Below are 18,696 nucleotides of genomic sequence, written 5' to 3'. Positions count from 1 at the left end.
GCGCTCCGGCGCGATCCGCGCGATCGGCCGCGCACCTCCGCGTAGCGGCCGTCGGAGCGGCTGAGCACCAGCAGGCTCACCCGCGGATCGCGCCGCATGTTGCGGGTCTTCAGGCGTCCTTCGATCGTGCTGAACAGCAGGGTGTCGCCGTCGTGGTCGACGAAGATCACCGAGGACTGCGGGCGGCCGTCCGCGTTCGCGGTGGCCAGTACGGCGGCGTGCGGGCCGAGTCCCACCCGGTCCATATCTGCGACGGCTCACGCTTCGTGAACCGGGAAAGGACCCGCGGATGACCTCGACCAGTGCGCTACCAGACGCCGAATTCACTCGCCGTACTCAGCCGTATCGCCGGGAACTGCTCGCGCACTGCTATCGCATGCTCGGCTCGATCCACGACGCCGAAGACGTGGTGCAGGAGACCTATTTGCGGGCTTGGCGTTCGTTCGGCGCCTTCGAGGGCCGCTCCTCGGTGCGGACCTGGCTCTACCGGATCGCCACGAACGCGTGCCTGACCGCGCTCGAGCACCACGGTCGGCGCGTGCTGCCGTCCGGACTCGGCGCCGCGGGCACGGACCCGTCGGCGCGGCCCGTGGCCGCGGCGGGCGTCCGGTGGCTCGAGCCGCTGCCGGACACCCTGGTGACGCCGGAGTCGGCGGACCCGGCGGGTGTCGCGGTGGCTCGCGACAGCCTGCGCCTGGCGCTGATCGCCTGCCTGCAACACCTGAACGGCAGGCAGCGCGCGGTGCTGTTGTTGCGCGACGTGCTCGGTATGCCCGCGGCCGAAGTCGCCGGAGTGCTCGATACCAGCACCGCGGCGGTGAAGAGCACGTTGCAGCGCGCGCGAGCCCGGTTGACGGAGGTCTCGGCGGCGGCAGAGCAGGCGGTGCCGCCGAGCGAGCCGGGGCAGCGCGCGCTGCTCGAGGAGTATCTGACGGCCTTCCGGCGCGCCGACCCGGCCGCCATCGAACGCCTGCTGCACCGGGACGCGGTGCTGGAGATGCCGCCGTCGGCCACCTGGTTCTCAGGTAAGCGGACGTGCGTCGCCTACCTGGCCGAGCACGTCCTCGGCGCTCCCGGCGCGTGGTTGCTGTTCCCGGCCGCGGCGAACGGGCAGCTCGCCGCGGTCGCCTATCACCGGCAATCGGGTTGCGTCTACCGCGCTTTCGGCGTCGCGGTGCTCACCACGACCACGGACTCGATCATCCGGGTCACCGCGTTCGGCGACCCGGATCTGGTCACCGCGTTCGGATTCGCCCCGGTCCTCGGGTGAACGAAGGTCGCGATCCTCGCACGTACGCGGTACTGCGAGCCGGGAGTCGGATCGTCGTGGAGCGCTACCCGCCGCCGCGCTGGGTCTGCGGCCGGTCGTCTCGAATGCCGATCCAGGCGTAATCCCGCGCCCTGGTGATCGCGACGAGCTTCTGCCGTTCGGCGAGTTCGGCTCGTTCGCGTCCCGCGCCGGTGCGCGAGTCCGCGTCCGCGGGCCAGGTCGGATGGAAGACCGCCGCGAAATCGAGCCCCTTGGCGCGATGCACCGTGCCGACCTTGACCGCTGCCCGCGGTGTTCCGTCGTAGTCTTCCAGGGGCAGTGTCGCGATGCCGACGGCCTCCAGCGCCCCGGCGAGCCGTCCGGCCTCGTGCCGCGTCCGGGTGAGTACGGCGATATCCGACAACGGCTTTCCGCATCCGCGGATACCGTCGACCAGCGCGGCCTCCAGGTACTGATCCGGTCCGCGCCAGATCCGCACCACGCCGTCGGGCAGGGTGACGTCGGCATCGCGCAGCGGCACGCCGGGCGCGTCGTCGAAATCGCCGAGCTCGTTCACCGCATCGATGCCCGCGGCGTTCTCCCAGACGCGGCGGCGGTTGCGGTAGTTCACCCGCAGGATCTCGCCACGGCCGCGCAGATCGATGCCCGCCTCGGCCATGCGCCAGCCTCCGGCGTACACCTGCTGCTGGCCGTCGCCGAGCAGCAGCAGCGGACTCGACCCATTGCCGCCCGCGATGGCGTGGGCCAGCCGCAGCCCGGCCAGCGTGATGTCCTGCACCTCGTCGACGACGACCGCGTCATAGGGTTCCGGGAGCGGTTCGTTGCGGATCTCGGCCAGCGCGATGGCGATGACGTCGCTGTAGTCGGAAATGCCCCGCTCGCGCATCTCGCTGACGTACGGCACGTACAGCTTGTGCCACACGTCGGCGCGCCGGTCGTCGCCGAGGCGAATACCGTTGCGCCCGTATCGGTCCGCGCGCTGGTAGACGTCCAGATCGTCGATCTCACGCCCCTTGATCACCCGGTCGATCTCCTCCCGCCAATAGCTCGCGTACGGCTCGATGTCCTCGAAGTCGGCCCTCGCCCGCTCCCAGACGCGGCCGAATACGCGGTCGGCCCCGTGCGGGTCGAGTTTCGGCGCGGCGATCCGCTGTGCGAGGAAATCCAGGGCCCAGGCGTGCAGACCGGCGAACTGGACGCGGCTCTCGGTTCCCGGGGCGAGCCTGCGGAAGTAGGTCTCCTGGCAGTTCGCGAGCGTCTTCACGAACGTCGTGTACAGCTGACGGCCGGTGGATCGCTGCGCCTGCCTGGCCATTCGATGCAGCGCCACAACGGTCTTCCCGGTCCCCGCAGGGCCGGTCAGCCGGGCGGGACCGGTGTAGTTGCGCGCGACCAGGATCTCCTGTTCGGGATCCAGGAAGGTCATCCAGTGCTGGAACGGCCTCTGCAACGCCGTATTCCGCTGCGGCGCGAGCACCTCCGACCGATCGAGCAGAGCGGGATCCGGTGCGCCCTGCGCCGCTTCCTCGAACTCCAGCAAGTCGTATTCGCGGGCCGACTGGTGGGCGACGGTGTTCGCGATGGCCTGTGCCCGGGTGGGTCGCAAGTGCCGCTGTCGTGCGCGGATCACCCGATCGAGCTCGCCCGGCCCGGCCACGGCGAACCGGCCGTCCACGCGCACCCCGGTTCCGGCCGGCACAAGCAGGACGAGCTGCACGTCATGGGGGACCAGCTTCTCGCGCCCGAACTGCAATCGGCCGAACCGCGCCTCGACATCGCGGCGGATCTCGTCGAGTTCGGCCGGGACGCCCTCGGCGAAGCGCAACGCGAAAAGTCCTGTCCCGCAAACCAGCAACGCATGGGCGTGCGCGGCGGGCAGGTCCACCGGGTCGCGGTGGACGAGCAGGTATCGGCCCGGTTCGGCCAGCGCCTCGGCGAGAAATGTGCGCTGGTGCGATGTCAGGCCGGGGATGCGGGTCAGCGTGTCCGTGACACGCGAAAGCCAGGCGTTCATGGAGTCCCCCTTCCGGTGCACACCTACCCCGTCTTCGACGGTAAAGACACCGCGGCGAGGAGGGAATGCGCTGAGGGCTTTCCGGGACAACCGTTATCGAAACGGGCGGATCGGACACCGGACCGTTGCCGGCCTGTCACCCGAAAGTGTTGTGCTGCTGTGTTCTTCCGTCGGATTCCACGCGGCGCAGAGTGGTCGGCGTTGTGCCCCACCATCTTCGGGCGCATCGGGTGAAGGTCGCTTGTTCCGACAGCCCGATCAGCGAGGCGACCTGACTCATCGGCATATCCGTCGTGGTCAGATAACGCCGGGCCGCGTCCCGGCGGACCTCGTCCAGGATCGCGGCGAACGAGGTGTGCTCGGCGGCGAGGCGTCGTTGCAAGGTGCGCGGGTGCACGGTGAGCAGCCGTGCCACCGCGCCTATCTCGGGCGCGGACGTACCGAGCAGCTGCTGGACGGCGGCGCGCACCTGCGGGGCGAGCGCCGCCGCCGCGTCACCGGACTGCTCCGCGAGGAAGGCCATCGCCAGCCGGTGCAGGTTCTCGTCACCGCCGGTCAGCGGCCTGCCCGCCAGGCTGCGCGGCATACGTAGCGCCGCGAAGGGCCGCTCGACCCGCACCGGGGCGCCGAAGAATTCCTCGTAACCGGCGACCGCGGCCTCGGGCCGATAGGGCAGCTCCACCGAGCGCAACCCGTATCGGTCGCCCACCAAGCGCTGAATGGTGCGATGCACGAACGCCAAGCCCAGGTCGGTGCCCTGGACGGGGGTGGGAAGTCCCGGCCGCACGCCGTAGCGCAGCGCGATCACGCCGCGATCCCCGTAGGGGTCCGGTTCCAGCGTCAGGCTCAGCGACCGCGCGTGCAGGAACAGGTACCGCGCCGTGCACTCGAGCACGTCGGCCAGCGACGGCGAATTCCGGATGGCCAGCGCCAGCGGGCCGAGCATGTCCAGATCCTGCCGCTGGGAGATCCGCAGACCCAGGTCGGGGCAGCGCAGCTGCTGCGCGGCCAGTTCCAGGACGGCCGCGACGCGCTCGTCCGGCACGAGCAGATCGTCGGCGTCCAAGGCGGCCACCGGCAGACCGCACGCCGTGGCCAGCGCCTCCGCGTCGCCACCGAGTTCGGCCACGGTCGCGCGGAAACCGCGCAGCCCTGCGGACCGAATCACCGACATGTCGTCGAGGATCAAATAGTTGTCGCGCAAAGTCAAGATAGCGACCCCGTCGGGCTCGCACACTGGACACATGACGCAGACCGACGCAGCACCGGAACACCTCGATGTCGTGATCGTCGGCGCGGGACTATCCGGTATCGGCGCTGCCTACCGATTGCAGACCGAGTGCCGTGGCAAGACCTACGCCATCCTCGAGGCCCGCGACACGCTGGGCGGCACCTGGGACCTGTTCCGCTACCCGGGCATCCGCTCGGACTCCGACATGTTCACCCTCGGCTACCCGTTCAAGCCGTGGCGGGACGCCAAGTCGATCGCGGACGGTCCGTCGATCCTGCGCTACATCACCGAGACCGCGACCGAGAACGGCATCGACCGGCACATCCGCCTCCGCACCAAGGTCCTCGCGGCCGATTGGGACAGCGGCGCCGCGCGCTGGACGCTGACGCTCGAGCAGCGCGACGCGACCGGCTCCACCGAGACGCGCACGCTGACCTGCGGCTTCCTCTACGCCTGCGCCGGCTACTACAACTACGACCAGCCGCACGCACCGGAATTCCCCGGCATCGCGTCGTTCGCGGGCGAGGTGGTGCACCCGCAGTTCTGGCCCGAGGACATCGACTATCGCGGTAAGCGCGTCGTCGTGATCGGCAGCGGCGCGACCGCGGTCACCCTGGTCCCGGCGATGGCGGAGCGGGCGGAGCTGGTGACGATGCTGCAACGCTCGCCGACCTGGATCAGCGCCGTCCCGGGGCGGGACAAAGTTGCCGACAAGATCCGCGAGCTGCTGCCGCCGCGGCCTGCGCATCGCCTGATCCGAACCAAGAACATCCTGTTCGGCATCGGCTTCTACCAGTACTGCCGTCGCCGGCCGGAGGCGGCGCGCAAGCTGCTCACCGGCCTCACCACGCGCATCCTGAAGGACGAACAGGCCGTCGCCGAGCACTTCACGCCCAGCTACAACCCCTGGGACCAGCGTCTATGCGCGGTCCCGGACGCGGACTTCTTCAAAGCCATGAAGAAGGGCAAGGCCGAGGTCGTCACCGATCACATCGACAGCTTCGTGCCGGAGGGCATCCGGCTGAAGTCCGGCCGGGTGCTGCAGGCGGACGTCGTGATCACCGCGACCGGGCTGCGACTGCTCGCCTTCGGCGGCATCGCGCCCAGTGTCGACGGCGTGCGGGTCGACTTGTCCGAGCAGTTCGTCTGGCAGGGAGCCATGCTCACCGGCGTCCCCAACTTCGCCGTGTGCATCGGGTACACCAACGCGTCGTGGACGTTGCGCGCCGACCTCACCTCTCGGCTGGTCTGCAAGGTGCTCAACCACATGGACCGCAAGGGTTACGCCTCCGTGGTGCCAGAGCCACGGGGCACGCTCGAGGAGCACCCGCTGCTGGATCTGGCCTCCGGTTACGTCCAGCGCTCCATCGGCGACTTTCCCCGGCAAGGCGGCCGTCATCCGTGGAAGGTGCGCCAGAACTACCTGCTCGACTCGGCGACCACGCTGCGCACCGACTTGGACAAGACGCTCACCGCGACGCCGAAATCGGCGGTCCGGCGGCCGGTGCCCGTCGCCTGACTCGTAACGGAGGAGTGGGGTCAGCGCGCCCGGAGGACGACGATGCCCGGTGTCGACCGCACGTACTCGGCGAAGGGCGAGTCCACCACCTTGTCGTTGCCCGCGAGCGAGGACGCGTTGCGGAAGACCGGACCGGCGTCGGTCATGACGAAGATGCCGACGTGGGTGACGTCCAGCCCCGGTTGGCCGGCATAGGCGCCGATGTAGTCGCCGGTGCGCAGCCCGCTCACGACGTCCTGGCCGACGGCGGCGCTGGGAATGTAGGTGATGGCGCGATCGACCACGGGCAGCCCCGGAAGATAGGTGCCGCCGTCGGCTTTCGCGTTGAGGTGTTCGGTGACGGTCACCGCGGCGGTGCTCAACCTCGCCGTGATGTCGGTGGCCGCGACGTCAGGGACGTTCGACCAGTCGGTGAAGAAGTGCTTGCGCTGCTGGAAGTCCACGCGGCCGCCCGCGTAGCGCGTACGGATCAGGTTCGTCGTGAACTGCTCGCGGTCGGTGGAGCGGGTGAGCGCCTCGACGTAGTCGAGGAAGGTGAAGCAGTCCACCCGGCGCAAGTCGATGACCAGCTGTTCGGGCTGGGTCGCCGATCCGACGAGCATGTTCGCGCCGTAGGGCGTGCCGAGGAACCGGCGCGACAGCAGCTCGATCAGTTCCGCCTTGCTCGCCGAGGCGGGCGCCTGAGCGCGCAGCGACAGCAATTCGTCGAGCTTTCTCGCGGTGACGTCGTCGAGGCGCACGGTCTCCGGAGCGCCGAGTGCCACGGTCGGTGTGGACACCGCGGCGCAGACAAGCGCCACGAGGACGAGCAATACACGAGCGATGGTGCGCAAGACGCCTCCAGCGGAGTGGGCCGGCCGATCCGTACACGACAGCGACACCCACGGTAGGTGATGAGGGTCGGCAAGACCTAGCGCCGTCCAAACACCCGTTCTGGTGGACTGAACGCCGGGTCACGAGGTGGTGGCCCCACGTCCCCACCGAAAGGGTTATCCGACATGACGAGAATCGTGCGAGCCACCTTCGCTCTGGGCGGTCTGCTCGCCGCGGGCGCGCTGCTGGTTCCGGCGACCGCCTCCGCGCAGCCGCAGCCGGGCGGACTGCTGGAGACGACGTGCAGCTTCGCCCAGATCGATGCCGCCGTCCATGCCCAGTTCCCCGACGCCGCCGCCCGGCTTGACGCGCACCCGGACCGGAAGGCGAAACTCCAGGAATTACTGAGTCTCCCGGTCGAGCAGCGCAAGCAGCGCGCCAAGGAATTCCTGGACAAGCACCCGGAGGCCAAGGCTAGGTTCGAGGAGCGCCGCAACTCGCCGGAGGCGCAGCAGCACCGCGAGAAGCTGCGCGTCATCGCCGACACCTGCCACAACTACTGAACACGCTGCGGGCGAGGTGTCGGACTCGCCCGCACCTCGCTACGCCCGCGCGCGTGGGAGGTCGACGGTGACCGCCAGACCGCCCTCCGGGCGGGCCGTCGCGTGAACGGCGCCGCCGTGGGCCTGTGCGACCGAGCGCACGATCGACAAGCCGAGCCCGGCGCCGCGGGTAGCGGAATCGGCCGAGCGTTCGGCGGTGGCGAGTCTGCGGAACGGTTCGAAGAGACTGTCGACTTCGAATGCGGGCACCGGGGGACCGCTGTTCGTCACGGTGAGCACCGCGCGCTCGCCTGCCGACCTGGTCCGGATGCTCACCCAGCCGTTCTCGGGCAGGTTGTAGCGCACGGCGTTGTCGAGCAGATTGTGGACGAGGCGTTCCAGCAAGAGCGGGTCTCCCTGCACGGGCGCGGCTTCGAGATCGGCGGTTATCTCGGCCCCTGGCCGCTCTGCCCTGGTTCCTACCGCGTCGGCGGCGAGGTCGGCGAGGTCGGCGCGGCGGTGTTCGGTCAGCCGCTGTTCACTGGTGGCCAGCACCAGGAGGCCGTCGATGAGCCGTTCGTGACGGCGGTTGACCTCGAGGAGCGTGGCGCCGAGCCTGCGGGTGGAGTCGGGAACCTCGGGGTCTTCCAACGCCACCTCGATCAGGGTCCGGTTGATGGTCAGCGGTGTGCGCAGTTCGTGAGAGGCGTTCGCCACGAATCGGCGCTGTCCGTCGAAGGCCCGGTCCAGGCGCTCCAGCATCGCGTCGAAGGTGTCGGCCAGATCCTTGATCTCGTCCTGCGGACCGTCGAGGGCGATGCGCTCGTGCAGGCTGGTGTCGGCCACGCGCCGCGCGGTCGCGGTGATCCGCTGCAAGGGGTGCAGGGCGCGTCCGGCCAGCAGCCAGCCGAATCCACCCGCGGCGATCCCCACCGCGCCCAGGGATACCAGCGACCACACCAGCATGGCGCGCAAAGTATCCCGCCGATTCCGCTGGGCTTGCTCGCCGAGCGCCTTGAACAGTTCCGCGGACACCGGAGCACGGTTGCGCTCCGCCCGCTCGAGGAGATACTCCCGCACCACTTGCTGCGCACCGCCGCCGGGCCGTCGCTCCAGCGACTGATTCAGATAGAAGTACATCAACGCGATCAGTACCGCGCCGGCCAGGAAGAACGCCGTCGCGTACAGCAGCGTGAGCCGCAGCCGGATCGTGCGCCCGCTCATCGGATCCGGTATCCCACGCCGGGCTCGGTCTCGATCAGCCGCGGGTCGCCCAGCTTCCGCCGCACGTTCATGATCGTGTACCGCACCACGCCGGTGAACGGGTCGATGTGCTCGTCCCATGCCTTCTCCAGCAGCTGCTCGGCCGAGACGACGCCGCCGTCCGCGCGCAGCAGTTCGGCCAGCACCGCGAATTCTTTGCGCGAAAGGGTCAGCGGTTCACCGTTCCTGGTGACGGCGAACCGGTGCTGGTCGAGCCGGATGCCGGACCGCTCCAGTACCGGGGGAGCGGCGCTGCGGGCTCGCCGCCCGAGCGCTTGGATCCGGGCGACCAGCTCGGCGAAGGCGAACGGCTTGGTCAGATAGTCGTCGGCGCCCAGCCCCAGACCGGTTACCCGTTCCGCCACCGCGCTCGCCGCCGTCAGCATCAGGATCCGGGCGGAGCCGCCGGACTCGACCAGCGTGCCGCACACCTCGTCACCGGAGACGCCGGGCAGATCCCGGTCGAGTACCACCACGTCATAGTCGTGCACGCCGGTGCGTTCCAGCGCCGCGGCGCCGTCGTACACCACGTCGACCGCCATGGCATGCCTGCGCAACCCGTCGGCGATCGCGTCGGCCAGCAATCTCTCGTCCTCGACAACAAGCACCCGCACCCCGCCATCGTGCCCTCTACCGCTGTTGGGCGGACGTTAGTCCGGCCACGGCGGGCAGATCTGGGTAGGCTCGCGGACGTACCGGCGCACCCGAATCCCAGGAGAGACAAGCCATGGCAGGCGACTGGAACACCCAGATCATCGAGGAATTTCGCGCCAACCAGGGCAAGGTCGGCGGCCCCTTCGCCGGTCGCGAATTGCTGTTGCTGACCAGCACCGGCGCGAAGTCGGGTCGCCCGCGCACCAATCCGCTCGCGTTCGTTCGCGACGGCGACGACATCGTGGTGATCGCCTCCAAAGCGGGCGCTCCGACCAATCCCGACTGGTTCCACAACGTGCGGGCGAACCCGGAGGTCACGCTCGAGATCGGCACCGAGACCCTGGCGGCGACCGCGACTCCGGTCACCGAAGGCGCGGAGCGCGACCGTCTCTACGCCGCGATGGTCGAGGTGATGCCCGGCTTCGCCGAATACCAGGACAAGACCGACCGGGTGATTCCCGTCGTCAAACTGACGCCGCACTGAGCGGAGCTGGGGCGGTGCCGTTCCCGGTCGTGGCCGAACGGAAGCGTCAGCCTGCCGTGATTCCGGTGATCAGCGTTTGATCCGTGCCGGTACGGGTCGTGATGAACTGCGTGAAGGTGTTCGCCTCCTCGCCGGGGAACTGCTGCGTCAAGCGGACTTCCCACCGTGCCTGGCCGTCGGGGCCGTCCCCGGCCCGGGAAATCTGCACGCAGTATCGGGTGCCCGCGGGTACCTGATTGATGCCGCGCTGGATCTGATCGGCGGGCGATACCGCCGCGTCGGGGGCGACCACCGCGCGAGCCCGATACCCGGATCGTTCGGCGTAGTAGGCGTACTCGAAGGCGAAGATGGCGTCGGGGCCGTTGCCGGTGCCGCCCGGATCGGTGCCGGAGACGACGTCGGCGGTGCGTTTCTGCTCGCATCCCGGCGTGGCGATGGCCCACGGCGGCCTGACCCGTGAGGTGGACGTCGAGGTGGTCGGCGCGGGTCCGGCCGCGCGCGGCGGTGACGTCGCCGCCGCTGTGCGCGAATTCGCCTCGGAGCCGTAGATCATGGCCAGGCCGATCGAGACGGTGGCGATCACGATGGCGAGCACGATCAAGACGGTCAGCGAGCGGTTGCCGCGTTGCTGTTCGGTGCGCCGCGGATGGCGCACCGGGGTGCCGGGATGGATGCCGGATCGGTTGACGATGGCGGGCGCCGGGACGTGGCCGTCCTCGGGCTCGGCCCGCACCGGCTCGGCGGGTGCGCTGCGCTGCTGCGGGGCAACGGGTCGCGGCGGTCGCACGTCGGCGGGCGCGGGTTCGAGCCATTGCTCCCACTCGCCGAGGCGCGGCCGGGTGTCTTGCCGCTCCGGCGGGCGCGGTGGCTCCGGCGCGTCGTACTGCGGCTCGCGACGACGAACCTGCTTGCGCCGACCCGGCGAACGACGTCGTTTGGACGGCTTGCCTGCCGGAATGCGCAGCATCGGCAGACCCGTGTCGAACGGATTGGCCTGGCTCGCGCCCTGACTGGGATGCTCCCGGTCAGGGGGCGTCATCGTCGAATTCGCCCAGCACCGGTACGACCGCTGTCACGGCGGACGGGATGGTCACGCCGAGTTGTCCGTCGCGCGGCTTGTGCTCCTGGTCTTCGCCGCCCGGCGGCGGAGCGGGCGGTACCACCATGCCGCCGGTCGGGCCGGGATGAGCGGGATGGTCCGGGCTGCTCGCGGGCGCTGGCGGCGCGGAGTCGACGGCGGGCGGCGCGACCGCGGGCGCGGGCCTGCTCTCCGGCTTCGGCGCATCCGCTCGCGCGGCGGGCGACGAATTGCCGGGCGGGATCAGCGAACCCGGGCCGCTGGTCGACGACTTGTGCTCCGGCGATCCGCCGAAGTCGAACAACTTCGAGGAATTCTTCGAGTCGTCGCCGGTCGTGCCGGAGTTGGTGGTGGAGCCCGGGTGGATCAGTTCCGGGATCGCCTTGTCCGCGGCCGCGGCCGCGGCGACGGTGTCGATGCCGTGGATGCCGACTTCGGCGATCTTGTCGATGATGTGCGTTCCGATGTCGACGCCCGCGTTGATGGCCGTGGTGCCGAGGTCCACCCCCGCGGAGATGAGCTGCTGCTGCAATTGCAGTTGCGCGACCATGGCCGGGTCCATGGGCTGTGTGGTAGCGGGTGTCGTGGTGCCGGGTACGACTTGCCCGGTGCTACCGGGATAGACGGCTTGACCCTGGCTGACGCCGGACGGCGTGGTGACCGTGAGCGGTCCCATGTCGTCGAGTTTCCTGGTGTGGTCGTCCATTTCGGTGCGTGCGGCCGTCACGGTGGTGAGCGCGTCGCGCAGCGCCTGGGTGGCGCGGGTGATGACGGCGTCGGTCTCCGGTGCGGAGGTCGCGTTGTCCAGGATCTCCCGCGCGTCGCGCCGGAAGTCGGCGATGATCTGGTCGACGCGCCGCGCCGCGCGCCCGGAGGTGGCGTGCGCGTCGGCGAGAACGGACAGGTAGGCCGGACCTCGGTCGGAGATGTCGCCGATCTGGGTCTGCGTGGTGCGCATCGCGGGCACCGCGCTGTCGGCGGCCTGGGAGGTCCAGGTCGATTCCAGTGCGTGCAGCCCTTCGCGGTGTGGGCCTTCGGTGTCGGCCGCCTGGGTGGAGGCGGCCGAGAGCGCCCCGGTCGCGGCGGCGCTCGGCACGCCGACACCGGTGCCGAGTGCGGAGCGCAGCGTCAGCAGTGGCTTGACCAGCGCGGCGACGATCGGCGGATCGACGCCCGGTTCGGTGCTCACCGGCCTGGTGGTCTCGGCGGCGGGCTGGGTGGTGTGGGCGCGTTTGCGCAGTCCCATCAGGCTTCTCATGCCGGTGCCTCCCCGGACCGCGTGATCGCGCTCGCCGTCGCGGCGTCGACATCCTGCGCGTTCTCGCTGTAACCGCGCAGCACCCGGCCGTATGCGCTGACCAGCTGTCCGGCCGTCGACAACGCTTCGGCGTGTTCGGACACGGCCGCGGAGAAGCGCGCCGCGAATTCCGCGCCGACGACGCCGAGATCGGCGGCCAGCCGTTCCGGGTCCACCGCGCCGGAGGCGACCGTGGCCGCCGACGCCAATTGTTCGGACACCGCGTCCGCGATCGCGGTGTAGGCGGCCACCGCCGCCGGGTCGAGCCTGAGCGTATCCACTGTTCCCCTCCCGGATCCCAGTCTGTCGCTACCGCGCCATGATTCACCGCCAAGGGTACTGTGCCGGAGCCCCGCCATGCGCCTGTTCCTCGGTGGTCGGTTTCGCGCGTAGGCCAACGCTTTCGCGTGTCCGACCCTCCGCGCGGCGCGGGCGCGATCTCGAAGCGTCCGCGGGCGCCTCGTGGCGCGGCGGCCGACATCCCTGTTCACGAGCCATCCTGTATCCCTCGCCGATCCGGCCGCGGCGGCGTCCACCTGAGCGAACGCGCGCGTGTCGAGATTGTTATTCGGAACAACAAATTAGCTGTTGTGCACTGCGTCACAGTCCAATATGTTGCTGTGAACAACATTTGATCCACTCCGACCGGCCGGGGCATCGTCCCGGCCGGTGATGAAAGGCCCACTTATGCGTAAGGGCATCTTCAGCGCCGCCGCGCTGTCGTTCGCGCTCCTGGCCGCCACGCTCACCGCGTGCGGCGACTCCGGGGACTCCGGCGGCAAAACCCAGATCGGCGTGATCCTTCCGGACAGTAAGACCTCCGCCCGCTGGGAGACGGCGGACCGCAAGTACCTGCAGCAGGCGTTCGAAGCCGCGGGCGTCAAGGCCGATATCCAGAACGCCCAGGGCGACAAGAACGCCTTCCAGACCATCGCCGACCAGATGATCACCAACGGCGTCTCGGTACTGGTGATGACCAACCTGGACAGCGGCACCGGCAAAGCGGTGATCCAGAAGGCGAAGTCGCAGGGCGTCACCGTGATCGACTACGACCGGCTCACCTTGGGCGGCGGCGCCCAGTATTACGTCTCCTTCGACAATGTGAAGGTCGGCAGCCTGCTCGGTGAGGGAGTAGCGCAGTGCCTGACCGATCGCAGCGCGGTGCGCCCGGTGGTCGCGTACCTGAACGGCGGACCGACCGACAACAACGCCGCCCTGCTGAAGGTCGGCTACGACGGTGTGCTGAAGCCACGATTCGACGCGGGCCAGTACGTCAAGGGCCCCGATCAGGCTGTCCCAGGGTGGGACAACACGACAGCGGGCACCATCTTCGAGCAGATGCTCACCGGCAGGCCGGATATCGGAGGCGTCGTCGCGGCCAACGACGGATTGGCCAACGCCGCGATCGCGGTGCTGAAGAAGCAGAAGCTCAACGGTCAGGTGCCGGTCAGCGGGCAGGACGCCACGGTGCAGGGACTGCAGAATGTGCTGGCGGGCGACCAGTGCATGACCGTCTACAAGGCGATCCAGAAAGAGGCCGACGCGACCGCGAAACTGGCGGTGGGCCTGGTGAAGGGGGAACCGGGCACGACCAACGGCACCGTGCGCGATCCGGAGTCGAACGCCGACGTGCCGTCGGTGCTGCTGGAACCGAAGGTTGTCTACCCGCGCACTGTCAAGGACGTGGTGGCCGACGGCTATGTCACCAAGACCGAGTTGTGCACCGGCGAGTTCGCGAAACTCTGCGCGGACAACGGGATCTGATATCGCACGCCCCTTCCGCGGTTCGATGAGGGGATTGCGGAAGGGGCTCCATTCTTCGGAGGAGCCAACCCATGTCCGAACTGCCGGTCATCGAATTACGCGGAGTAGAGAAAAGTTTCGGCCCGGTCCACGTCCTGCACCAGGTCACCTTCAGCGCCTTCCCCGGCGAAGTGACCGCACTTGTCGGCGACAACGGCGCGGGCAAGTCCACGCTGGTCAAATGTATCGGCGGTACCCATTCGATCGACGCGGGCGAGTTCCTCTTCGAGGGCGCGCCGGTGCAGGTGCACAGCCCGCGCGACGCGGCGGCGCTCGGCATCGAAATCGTCTACCAGGACCTCGCGCTCTGCGACAACCTCGACATCGTCCAGAACATGTTCCTCGGCCGGGAACGCAAGAGCGGTCTCGTGCTCGACGAATACGCGATGGAGGAACTGGCCGATAAGACGTTGGCGAGCCTGTCGGTGCGCACCGTCAAGTCGGTCCGGCAGCAGGTCGCCAGCCTGTCCGGCGGCCAGCGCCAGACGGTGGCCATCGCGAAAGCCGTGCTGTGGAACAGCAAAGTGGTGATCCTGGACGAGCCGACGGCCGCGCTGGGCGTCGCGCAGACCCAGCAGGTGCTCGAACTGGTCCGCAAGCTCGCCGACCAGGGCCTGGCGGTGGTGCTGATCTCGCACAACATGAACGACGTCTTCGCGGTGTCCGACCGGATCGCCGCGCTCTATCTCGGCCGGATGGCCGCCCAGGTACGAACCTCCGACGTGACGCACGCGCAGGTCGTCGAATTGATCACGGCAGGCCGTAGCGGCGCGCTCGGCCTCGAGGCGAGCGGAGCGACCCGATGACCGCGGTGACCACCACCGAGCGGCGACCGGTGGCGGCGCCGGTGACCGGCCTGATGAGCGACTACGTCGGCCGCGTGCGCGGCGGCGACATGGGGGCGTTGCCCTCGGTGATCGCGCTCGTCGTCCTGTCGGCCGTCTTCTGGGCGGCGCGCCCGGTCTTCATGTCCGAGGCCAATTTCGCCAATCTGTTCACGCAGGGCGCGGGGATCGCGGTGATCGCGATGGGGTTGATCTTCGTGCTGCTGCTGGGGGAGATCGACCTGTCGGCCGGCTTCACCAGCGGGGTCTGCGCCGCCGTGCTCGCGGTGCTGCTCACCGACGAAGGGTGGCCGTGGTATTCGGCGGTGCTGGTCTCGTTGCTCACCGGGATGGTGATCGGACTGGTGATCGGCACGGTCGTGGTGAAGATCGGGATCCCGTCGTTCGTGGTGACGCTGGCGGCATTCCTCGCGTTGCAGGGCGTGGCGCTGAAGATCATGGACAACGGCCGCAACATCTCCATCCACGACGAGACGATCGTCGCCATCGCGAACAAGAACGTGCCGCCCTTGCTCGGCTGGGCGCTGTACGCGGCACTGGTCGCGGGTTTCGCCCTCGTGCAGTACCGGAAGTGGCGGGCGCGCACGAAACTCGGGCTCACCGGCACGACGGCGCGGGTGGTCGTGGTGCGAGTCGTGCTGCTGGCGCTCGTGGCAGGCGCGGCGGTGCTGGTGCTCAACGGCGAGCGCAGCCGCAATCCCGCGGTGCACTCGCTGACGGGGATGCCCATCGTGGTGCCGATGATCGCCGCGCTGTTGCTGCTGTGGACGTTCGTGCTGGACCGCACCGCGTTCGGGCGGCACGTCTACGCCGTCGGCGGCAACGCGGAGGCCGCCCGGCGCGCGGGCATCGCGGTGGATCGAGTGAAGATCACCGCCTTCGTGCTGTGTTCGACGATGGCGGCGGTGGGCGGACTGATCGCGGCCTCGCGCGCCAACTCCGTCGACCCGAACACCGGCGGCAGCGACGTGCTGCTCACCGCGGTCGGCGCGGCGGTGATCGGCGGCACCAGCCTCTTCGGCGGCCGCGGGCGGATGCTGGACGCGGTGCTCGGCGCCGCGGTGGTCGCCGTGATCAACAACGGCATGGGGCTGATGGGCTACAGCGCGGGCACGAAATTCGTTGTGACAGGATTTGTGCTGCTCTTGGCGGCCGGAGTGGACGCCCTCTCCCGTAAGCGTGCGCTCCCGCGGCGATGAATCCCAGCCCTGTGACGAAAGCCCGGTGAATGCGAGCAGCACCTTCGCCCGATGAGATCCGCACGCGCAACCTCGCCGCGCTGCTGCGGCACGTCCACCGTGACGGGGCGGTGTCGCGTGCCACGCTCGCCGAGCGAATGGGATTGAATCGCAGCACGATTCTCGCCCTCACCACGGATCTGGCGGCGGCGGGCCTGGTCAGCGAGGAATTGCCGGGCCAGACCGGACGGGCGGGCAGGCCGTCGCTGGTGGTGCGCCCGCAGGCGGAGCGGGTCTACGTCGTCGCGCTGGACGTCGGCGCGGACCGGCTCGCCGCCGCACGCGTCGGGCTGGGCGGGTCGGTGCTCGAGCGCACCGCGACCGCCCGTCCGGGCGGCGCGTTCGACCCGGGCGACGTGATCGCCGCGCTCGCGGCGATGGCGCGGGAGATGATCGCGGCGGCCGCTCCGGACGCTCGGTGCGTCGGCGTCGGGGTCGCGTTCTGCGGCATGGTCCGCGAGGCGGACGGCGTGGTGCGGTACGGGCCGAATCTCGGCTGGGTGGATGTCGCGTTCGGCGCCGAGCTGACGCGGGAACTGGCACTCGGCCTCCGCGTCGCGGTCGGCAACAACGCCAACCTCGGCGCGCTGGCCGAACGCGAACGCGGTGTGGGCGAAGGCTTGGCGAACCTGATCTACCTGCACGGTGATGTCGGCATCGGCGGCGGCATCATCATGAACGGCGAATTGCTCGGCGGGGAAGGCGGTTACGGCGGGGAAGTCGGGCACATGATCGTGAATCCCGGCGGGCGGCCGTGCGCCTGCGGTTCCCGCGGCTGCCTCGAGGCCGAAACGGGTGAACTCGGGTTGATCGCGGCGGCGGGACGGACCGATCCGGCGGGGCAGGCGGCGGTCGACGCGATCGTCGACTCCGCCGCCCGCGGCGACGCGGTGGCCCGCGACGCGCTGCACCAGGTCGGTGAATGGCTCGGCTACGGCGTCGCCAATCTGGTGAACATCTTCAATCCGTCGATGGTGGTGTTCGGTGGCGTGCTGCGGGAGATCTATCTGGCCTCGGCGGCCCAGGTGCGCAGCCGCGTCGCGGTGAACGGCCTGCAAGCCGTCCGCGAACGGGTCAGGTTGCGCACCAGCGCGCTCGGGGGCGACGCGACCTTGATCGGAGCCGCGGAACTGGCCTTCACCGACGTGCTCACCGATCCGTTGCAGACCTTGTCCCGCAAGCAGGCCGCGCGCGCTTGACGGGTTCAGGCGGCTCCCGCCGCGCTGAACTCCGACAGGTGGGTGGTGAGCAGTCGTACCCGAACCCGCTGCTCCTCGGTGGTTTCCTCGGGATGGTGGATCTCTATGCTCAGCCGGTCGTCGAAGGTGCTGATGATGATGGTGCCGCTCGGCTGCTGGAGCCGGTGCCCGGTCTTGTCGGGCTTGCCGAGCATGATCGAGCGGAAGTCGGTGATCCGCAACTCGTCCGGCACCCTGGGCCTGCACACGCGTCCCCAATTGGTGGCCAGCACGATTCCCGGTGCGCGCGGCGGGGGACCGGCGGCGATCTCGGGTATGTGCAGTGGGGTCTGCTGCACGATGCCGGTGTCCAGTCCGGCGCGCAGCGTGTCGCTGATGCCGCGGGCCAGTTCGACCAGCGTCGTGCCGGTCCGGAGCGCGGGGATGAAATTCGCGAAGCCGAGCACATTGGTGCCTTCGGTCATCCCGATCGGCGGGGACACCCGGGTGCGCAGGTCGACCGAGTAGGTGTAGGCCAGCTCGGCCAGCGGCAATCCGCGCAGCTCGGCCTCGGTGAGCAGGATCGCGGCGGAGGCGAGGCCGTTGATCGTGGTGTTCTCCCGGTGCCCGAGTTCGATCAGCGCGGCGGTCTGCTGCCGGGTCAGTCTGCAGCGCGCGGTGCGCGGGACGAGGTAGTCGGGATCGTCCGGGCCGGAGTAGCTTCGAGCGACGCCCACCGGGCGATGCGGCATGACCGGTGTGTCGATCTTCCGCACGCCGCGCTCGCGCAGCAGGTCCTCCACCGAGCGCGGGAAGCCGTGCGGCGGCAGTTCGGCGGATCGCCTCTCGGTGCGGTCGGTGTAGCAGGACCACAGCTCGCCGAACACGGCCAGCGAATGGTAGGCATCCGCGACGCTGTGGTGGGTCACCAACGTGATTCCGGCGGTATCGCCGTCCCGGACCACACACAGCGAGGAGAGCGCTTTGCGCTGGTCCAGCCTGGCTCCGGTGAGCAGCCGCTCGGGATCGCCCGCGGCGACCGTCAGCTCCGGTGTGGCGCCGGGCGATTCGAGCAGCAGGTGGCCGCCGCGGCCGTCCGCCTCGAGGCGGGCGCTGAGGATCGGACGAGAGCGGACCACGGCTTCGAACGCCGCCGACAGCGCGGCGATATCCAACCGACCCGCCACCCGAATCGAGTAGCCGACGAGGACTTCGCTGTTGGCGAAGATCGCCTCGCTCGGCGCCAGCGGGCGGATGACGGTTGCTGCGGTCATGTCGCTTCCTTCACCTGAGCCTGTCCCGAGGCTAGTCCGAAGCCCGGAGGCACCAGGCTTTTTCGGCAGCATCGTCTGTTCCCTGTATCGGGCGATCATGGGCCGCTGTTTCGCGTCGTTGCCACAACGCCACCTTGTCCGGGTCCGGTCGTCCGACCCCGCAGCTCGCGGTTAGCCAGCGGCTCCTAGAGTG

The 18,696-nt window shown here is 69.5% G+C and carries 17 protein-coding genes and 1 pseudogene; 8 read left to right on the top strand and 10 right to left on the bottom strand.

From position 1 onward, the window contains the following. Positions 1-23 precede the first annotated feature (23 nt). Positions 24-245: pseudogene (locus ACWEO7_RS12965) on the bottom strand (TIGR03618 family F420-dependent PPOX class oxidoreductase); the annotation flags it as partial. Between the two features lie 44 nt (positions 246-289). Here ACWEO7_RS12965 and ACWEO7_RS12960 point away from each other — a divergent pair. After that, complete coding sequence (locus ACWEO7_RS12960; RefSeq protein WP_452423213.1) at positions 290-1,270, top strand: sigma-70 family RNA polymerase sigma factor; 981 nt, start codon at positions 290-292, stop codon at positions 1,268-1,270. A gap of 64 nt (positions 1,271-1,334) precedes the next feature. Here ACWEO7_RS12960 and ACWEO7_RS12955 read toward each other — a convergent pair whose 3' ends face one another. Beyond that, on the bottom strand, positions 1,335-3,284 hold the full coding sequence (locus tag ACWEO7_RS12955; protein ID WP_452423211.1) for a UvrD-helicase domain-containing protein: 1,950 nt from the start codon (positions 3,282-3,284) through the stop codon (positions 1,335-1,337). Between the two features lie 136 nt (positions 3,285-3,420). After that, positions 3,421-4,494: an AraC family transcriptional regulator gene (locus tag ACWEO7_RS12950; RefSeq protein WP_452423209.1), complete on the bottom strand. Its 1,074-nt coding sequence runs from the start codon at positions 4,492-4,494 to the stop codon at positions 3,421-3,423. A 34-nt stretch (positions 4,495-4,528) separates the two neighbouring features. On the opposite strand from ACWEO7_RS12950, the gene ACWEO7_RS12945 reads away from it, so the two are divergent. Beyond that, positions 4,529-6,034, top strand: a complete 1,506-nt coding sequence (locus ACWEO7_RS12945) for a flavin-containing monooxygenase (protein ID WP_452423207.1) — start codon at positions 4,529-4,531, stop codon at positions 6,032-6,034. A 20-nt stretch (positions 6,035-6,054) separates the two neighbouring features. Here the strand turns inward: ACWEO7_RS12945 and ACWEO7_RS12940 are convergent, their stop codons facing one another. Then, positions 6,055-6,867: a DUF1460 domain-containing protein gene (locus ACWEO7_RS12940; protein WP_452423205.1), complete on the bottom strand. Its 813-nt coding sequence runs from the start codon at positions 6,865-6,867 to the stop codon at positions 6,055-6,057. 165 nt (positions 6,868-7,032) lie between these two features. On the opposite strand from ACWEO7_RS12940, the gene ACWEO7_RS12935 reads away from it, so the two are divergent. Then, positions 7,033-7,410, top strand: coding sequence for a hemophore-related protein (locus tag ACWEO7_RS12935; RefSeq protein ID WP_364430061.1), 378 nt, complete (start codon positions 7,033-7,035; stop codon positions 7,408-7,410). Between the two features lie 39 nt (positions 7,411-7,449). On the opposite strand, the gene ACWEO7_RS12930 is transcribed toward ACWEO7_RS12935, so the two are convergent. Together ACWEO7_RS12930 and ACWEO7_RS12925 are read right to left on the bottom strand one after the other, a co-directional pair. Continuing rightward, positions 7,450-8,613: a sensor histidine kinase gene (locus ACWEO7_RS12930; protein WP_452423203.1), complete on the bottom strand. Its 1,164-nt coding sequence runs from the start codon at positions 8,611-8,613 to the stop codon at positions 7,450-7,452. Then, positions 8,610-9,266 carry a response regulator transcription factor gene (locus ACWEO7_RS12925; RefSeq protein ID WP_450019952.1) on the bottom strand — a complete coding sequence of 219 codons (657 nt, stop codon included), beginning with the start codon at positions 9,264-9,266 and terminating at the stop codon, positions 8,610-8,612. Before ACWEO7_RS12925 ends, ACWEO7_RS12930 begins: the two co-directional genes overlap by 4 nt. Before the next feature lie 113 nt (positions 9,267-9,379). Here ACWEO7_RS12925 and ACWEO7_RS12920 point away from each other — a divergent pair, with 113 nt between their 5' ends. Continuing rightward, complete coding sequence (locus ACWEO7_RS12920; protein ID WP_452423201.1) at positions 9,380-9,790, top strand: nitroreductase family deazaflavin-dependent oxidoreductase; 411 nt, start codon at positions 9,380-9,382, stop codon at positions 9,788-9,790. Between the two features lie 46 nt (positions 9,791-9,836). Here the strand turns inward: ACWEO7_RS12920 and ACWEO7_RS12915 are convergent, their stop codons facing one another. From ACWEO7_RS12915 to ACWEO7_RS12905, 3 genes are read right to left on the bottom strand one after another with little or no spacing between them, the layout of a single operon-like run. Then, positions 9,837-10,829 carry a hypothetical protein gene (locus tag ACWEO7_RS12915; RefSeq protein ID WP_452423199.1) on the bottom strand — a complete coding sequence of 331 codons (993 nt, stop codon included), beginning with the start codon at positions 10,827-10,829 and terminating at the stop codon, positions 9,837-9,839. After that, complete coding sequence (locus ACWEO7_RS12910) at positions 10,816-12,126, bottom strand: hypothetical protein (protein ID WP_452423197.1); 1,311 nt, start codon at positions 12,124-12,126, stop codon at positions 10,816-10,818. The genes ACWEO7_RS12915 and ACWEO7_RS12910 overlap by 14 nt, the downstream gene beginning before the upstream one ends. Then, positions 12,123-12,446, bottom strand: a complete 324-nt coding sequence (locus ACWEO7_RS12905; protein WP_355075675.1) for a hypothetical protein — start codon at positions 12,444-12,446, stop codon at positions 12,123-12,125. Before ACWEO7_RS12905 ends, ACWEO7_RS12910 begins: the two co-directional genes overlap by 4 nt. A 406-nt stretch (positions 12,447-12,852) precedes the next feature. On the opposite strand from ACWEO7_RS12905, the gene ACWEO7_RS12900 reads away from it, so the two are divergent. The 4 genes from ACWEO7_RS12900 (at position 12,853) to ACWEO7_RS12885 (ending at position 17,250) form a co-directional block, all read left to right on the top strand. After that, on the top strand, positions 12,853-13,929 hold the full coding sequence (locus ACWEO7_RS12900) for a sugar ABC transporter substrate-binding protein (RefSeq protein WP_452423195.1): 1,077 nt from the start codon (positions 12,853-12,855) through the stop codon (positions 13,927-13,929). Positions 13,930-14,000: 71 nt separating this feature from the next. Further along, on the top strand, positions 14,001-14,774 hold the full coding sequence (locus ACWEO7_RS12895) for an ATP-binding cassette domain-containing protein (RefSeq protein ID WP_452423193.1): 774 nt from the start codon (positions 14,001-14,003) through the stop codon (positions 14,772-14,774). Further along, on the top strand, positions 14,771-16,012 hold the full coding sequence (locus ACWEO7_RS12890) for a sugar ABC transporter permease (protein WP_452423191.1): 1,242 nt from the start codon (positions 14,771-14,773) through the stop codon (positions 16,010-16,012). The genes ACWEO7_RS12895 and ACWEO7_RS12890 overlap by 4 nt, the downstream gene beginning before the upstream one ends. Positions 16,013-16,041: 29 nt before the next feature. After that, on the top strand, positions 16,042-17,250 hold the full coding sequence (locus ACWEO7_RS12885) for an ROK family protein (protein WP_452423189.1): 1,209 nt from the start codon (positions 16,042-16,044) through the stop codon (positions 17,248-17,250). A 5-nt stretch (positions 17,251-17,255) separates the two neighbouring features. Here the strand turns inward: ACWEO7_RS12885 and ACWEO7_RS12880 are convergent, their stop codons facing one another. Beyond that, entirely contained in the window at positions 17,256-18,503 is a 1,248-nt protein-coding gene (locus tag ACWEO7_RS12880; protein ID WP_452423187.1) for a phthiocerol/phthiodiolone dimycocerosyl transferase family protein, read from the bottom strand. Positions 18,504-18,696 lie beyond the last annotated feature (193 nt).

The organism is Nocardia sp. NPDC004260 (assembly GCF_053603155.1).
The sequence above is the reverse complement of the archived record's forward strand: the minus strand, read 5'-3'. Positions and strand labels throughout refer to the sequence as shown.

Excerpts from the sequence above, each read along its gene's own strand:
- ACWEO7_RS12930 (WP_452423203.1), bottom strand. The coding sequence starts at position 8,613 with ATGAGCGGGCGCACGATCCGGCTGCGGCTCACGCTGCTGTACGCGACG.
- ACWEO7_RS12885 (WP_452423189.1), top strand. The coding sequence starts at position 16,042 with ATGCGAGCAGCACCTTCGCCCGATGAGATCCGCACGCGCAACCTCGCC.
- ACWEO7_RS12910 (WP_452423197.1), bottom strand. The coding sequence starts at position 12,126 with ATGAGAAGCCTGATGGGACTGCGCAAACGCGCCCACACCACCCAGCCC.
- ACWEO7_RS12960 (WP_452423213.1), top strand. The coding sequence starts at position 290 with ATGACCTCGACCAGTGCGCTACCAGACGCCGAATTCACTCGCCGTACT.
- ACWEO7_RS12915 (WP_452423199.1), bottom strand. The coding sequence starts at position 10,829 with ATGACGCCCCCTGACCGGGAGCATCCCAGTCAGGGCGCGAGCCAGGCC.
- ACWEO7_RS12920 (WP_452423201.1), top strand. The coding sequence starts at position 9,380 with ATGGCAGGCGACTGGAACACCCAGATCATCGAGGAATTTCGCGCCAAC.
- ACWEO7_RS12895 (WP_452423193.1), top strand. The coding sequence starts at position 14,001 with ATGTCCGAACTGCCGGTCATCGAATTACGCGGAGTAGAGAAAAGTTTC.
- ACWEO7_RS12880 (WP_452423187.1), bottom strand. The coding sequence starts at position 18,503 with ATGACCGCAGCAACCGTCATCCGCCCGCTGGCGCCGAGCGAGGCGATC.
- ACWEO7_RS12900 (WP_452423195.1), top strand. The coding sequence starts at position 12,853 with ATGCGTAAGGGCATCTTCAGCGCCGCCGCGCTGTCGTTCGCGCTCCTG.
- ACWEO7_RS12935 (WP_364430061.1), top strand. The coding sequence starts at position 7,033 with ATGACGAGAATCGTGCGAGCCACCTTCGCTCTGGGCGGTCTGCTCGCC.
- ACWEO7_RS12890 (WP_452423191.1), top strand. The coding sequence starts at position 14,771 with ATGACCGCGGTGACCACCACCGAGCGGCGACCGGTGGCGGCGCCGGTG.
- ACWEO7_RS12945 (WP_452423207.1), top strand. The coding sequence starts at position 4,529 with ATGACGCAGACCGACGCAGCACCGGAACACCTCGATGTCGTGATCGTC.
- ACWEO7_RS12955 (WP_452423211.1), bottom strand. The coding sequence starts at position 3,284 with ATGAACGCCTGGCTTTCGCGTGTCACGGACACGCTGACCCGCATCCCC.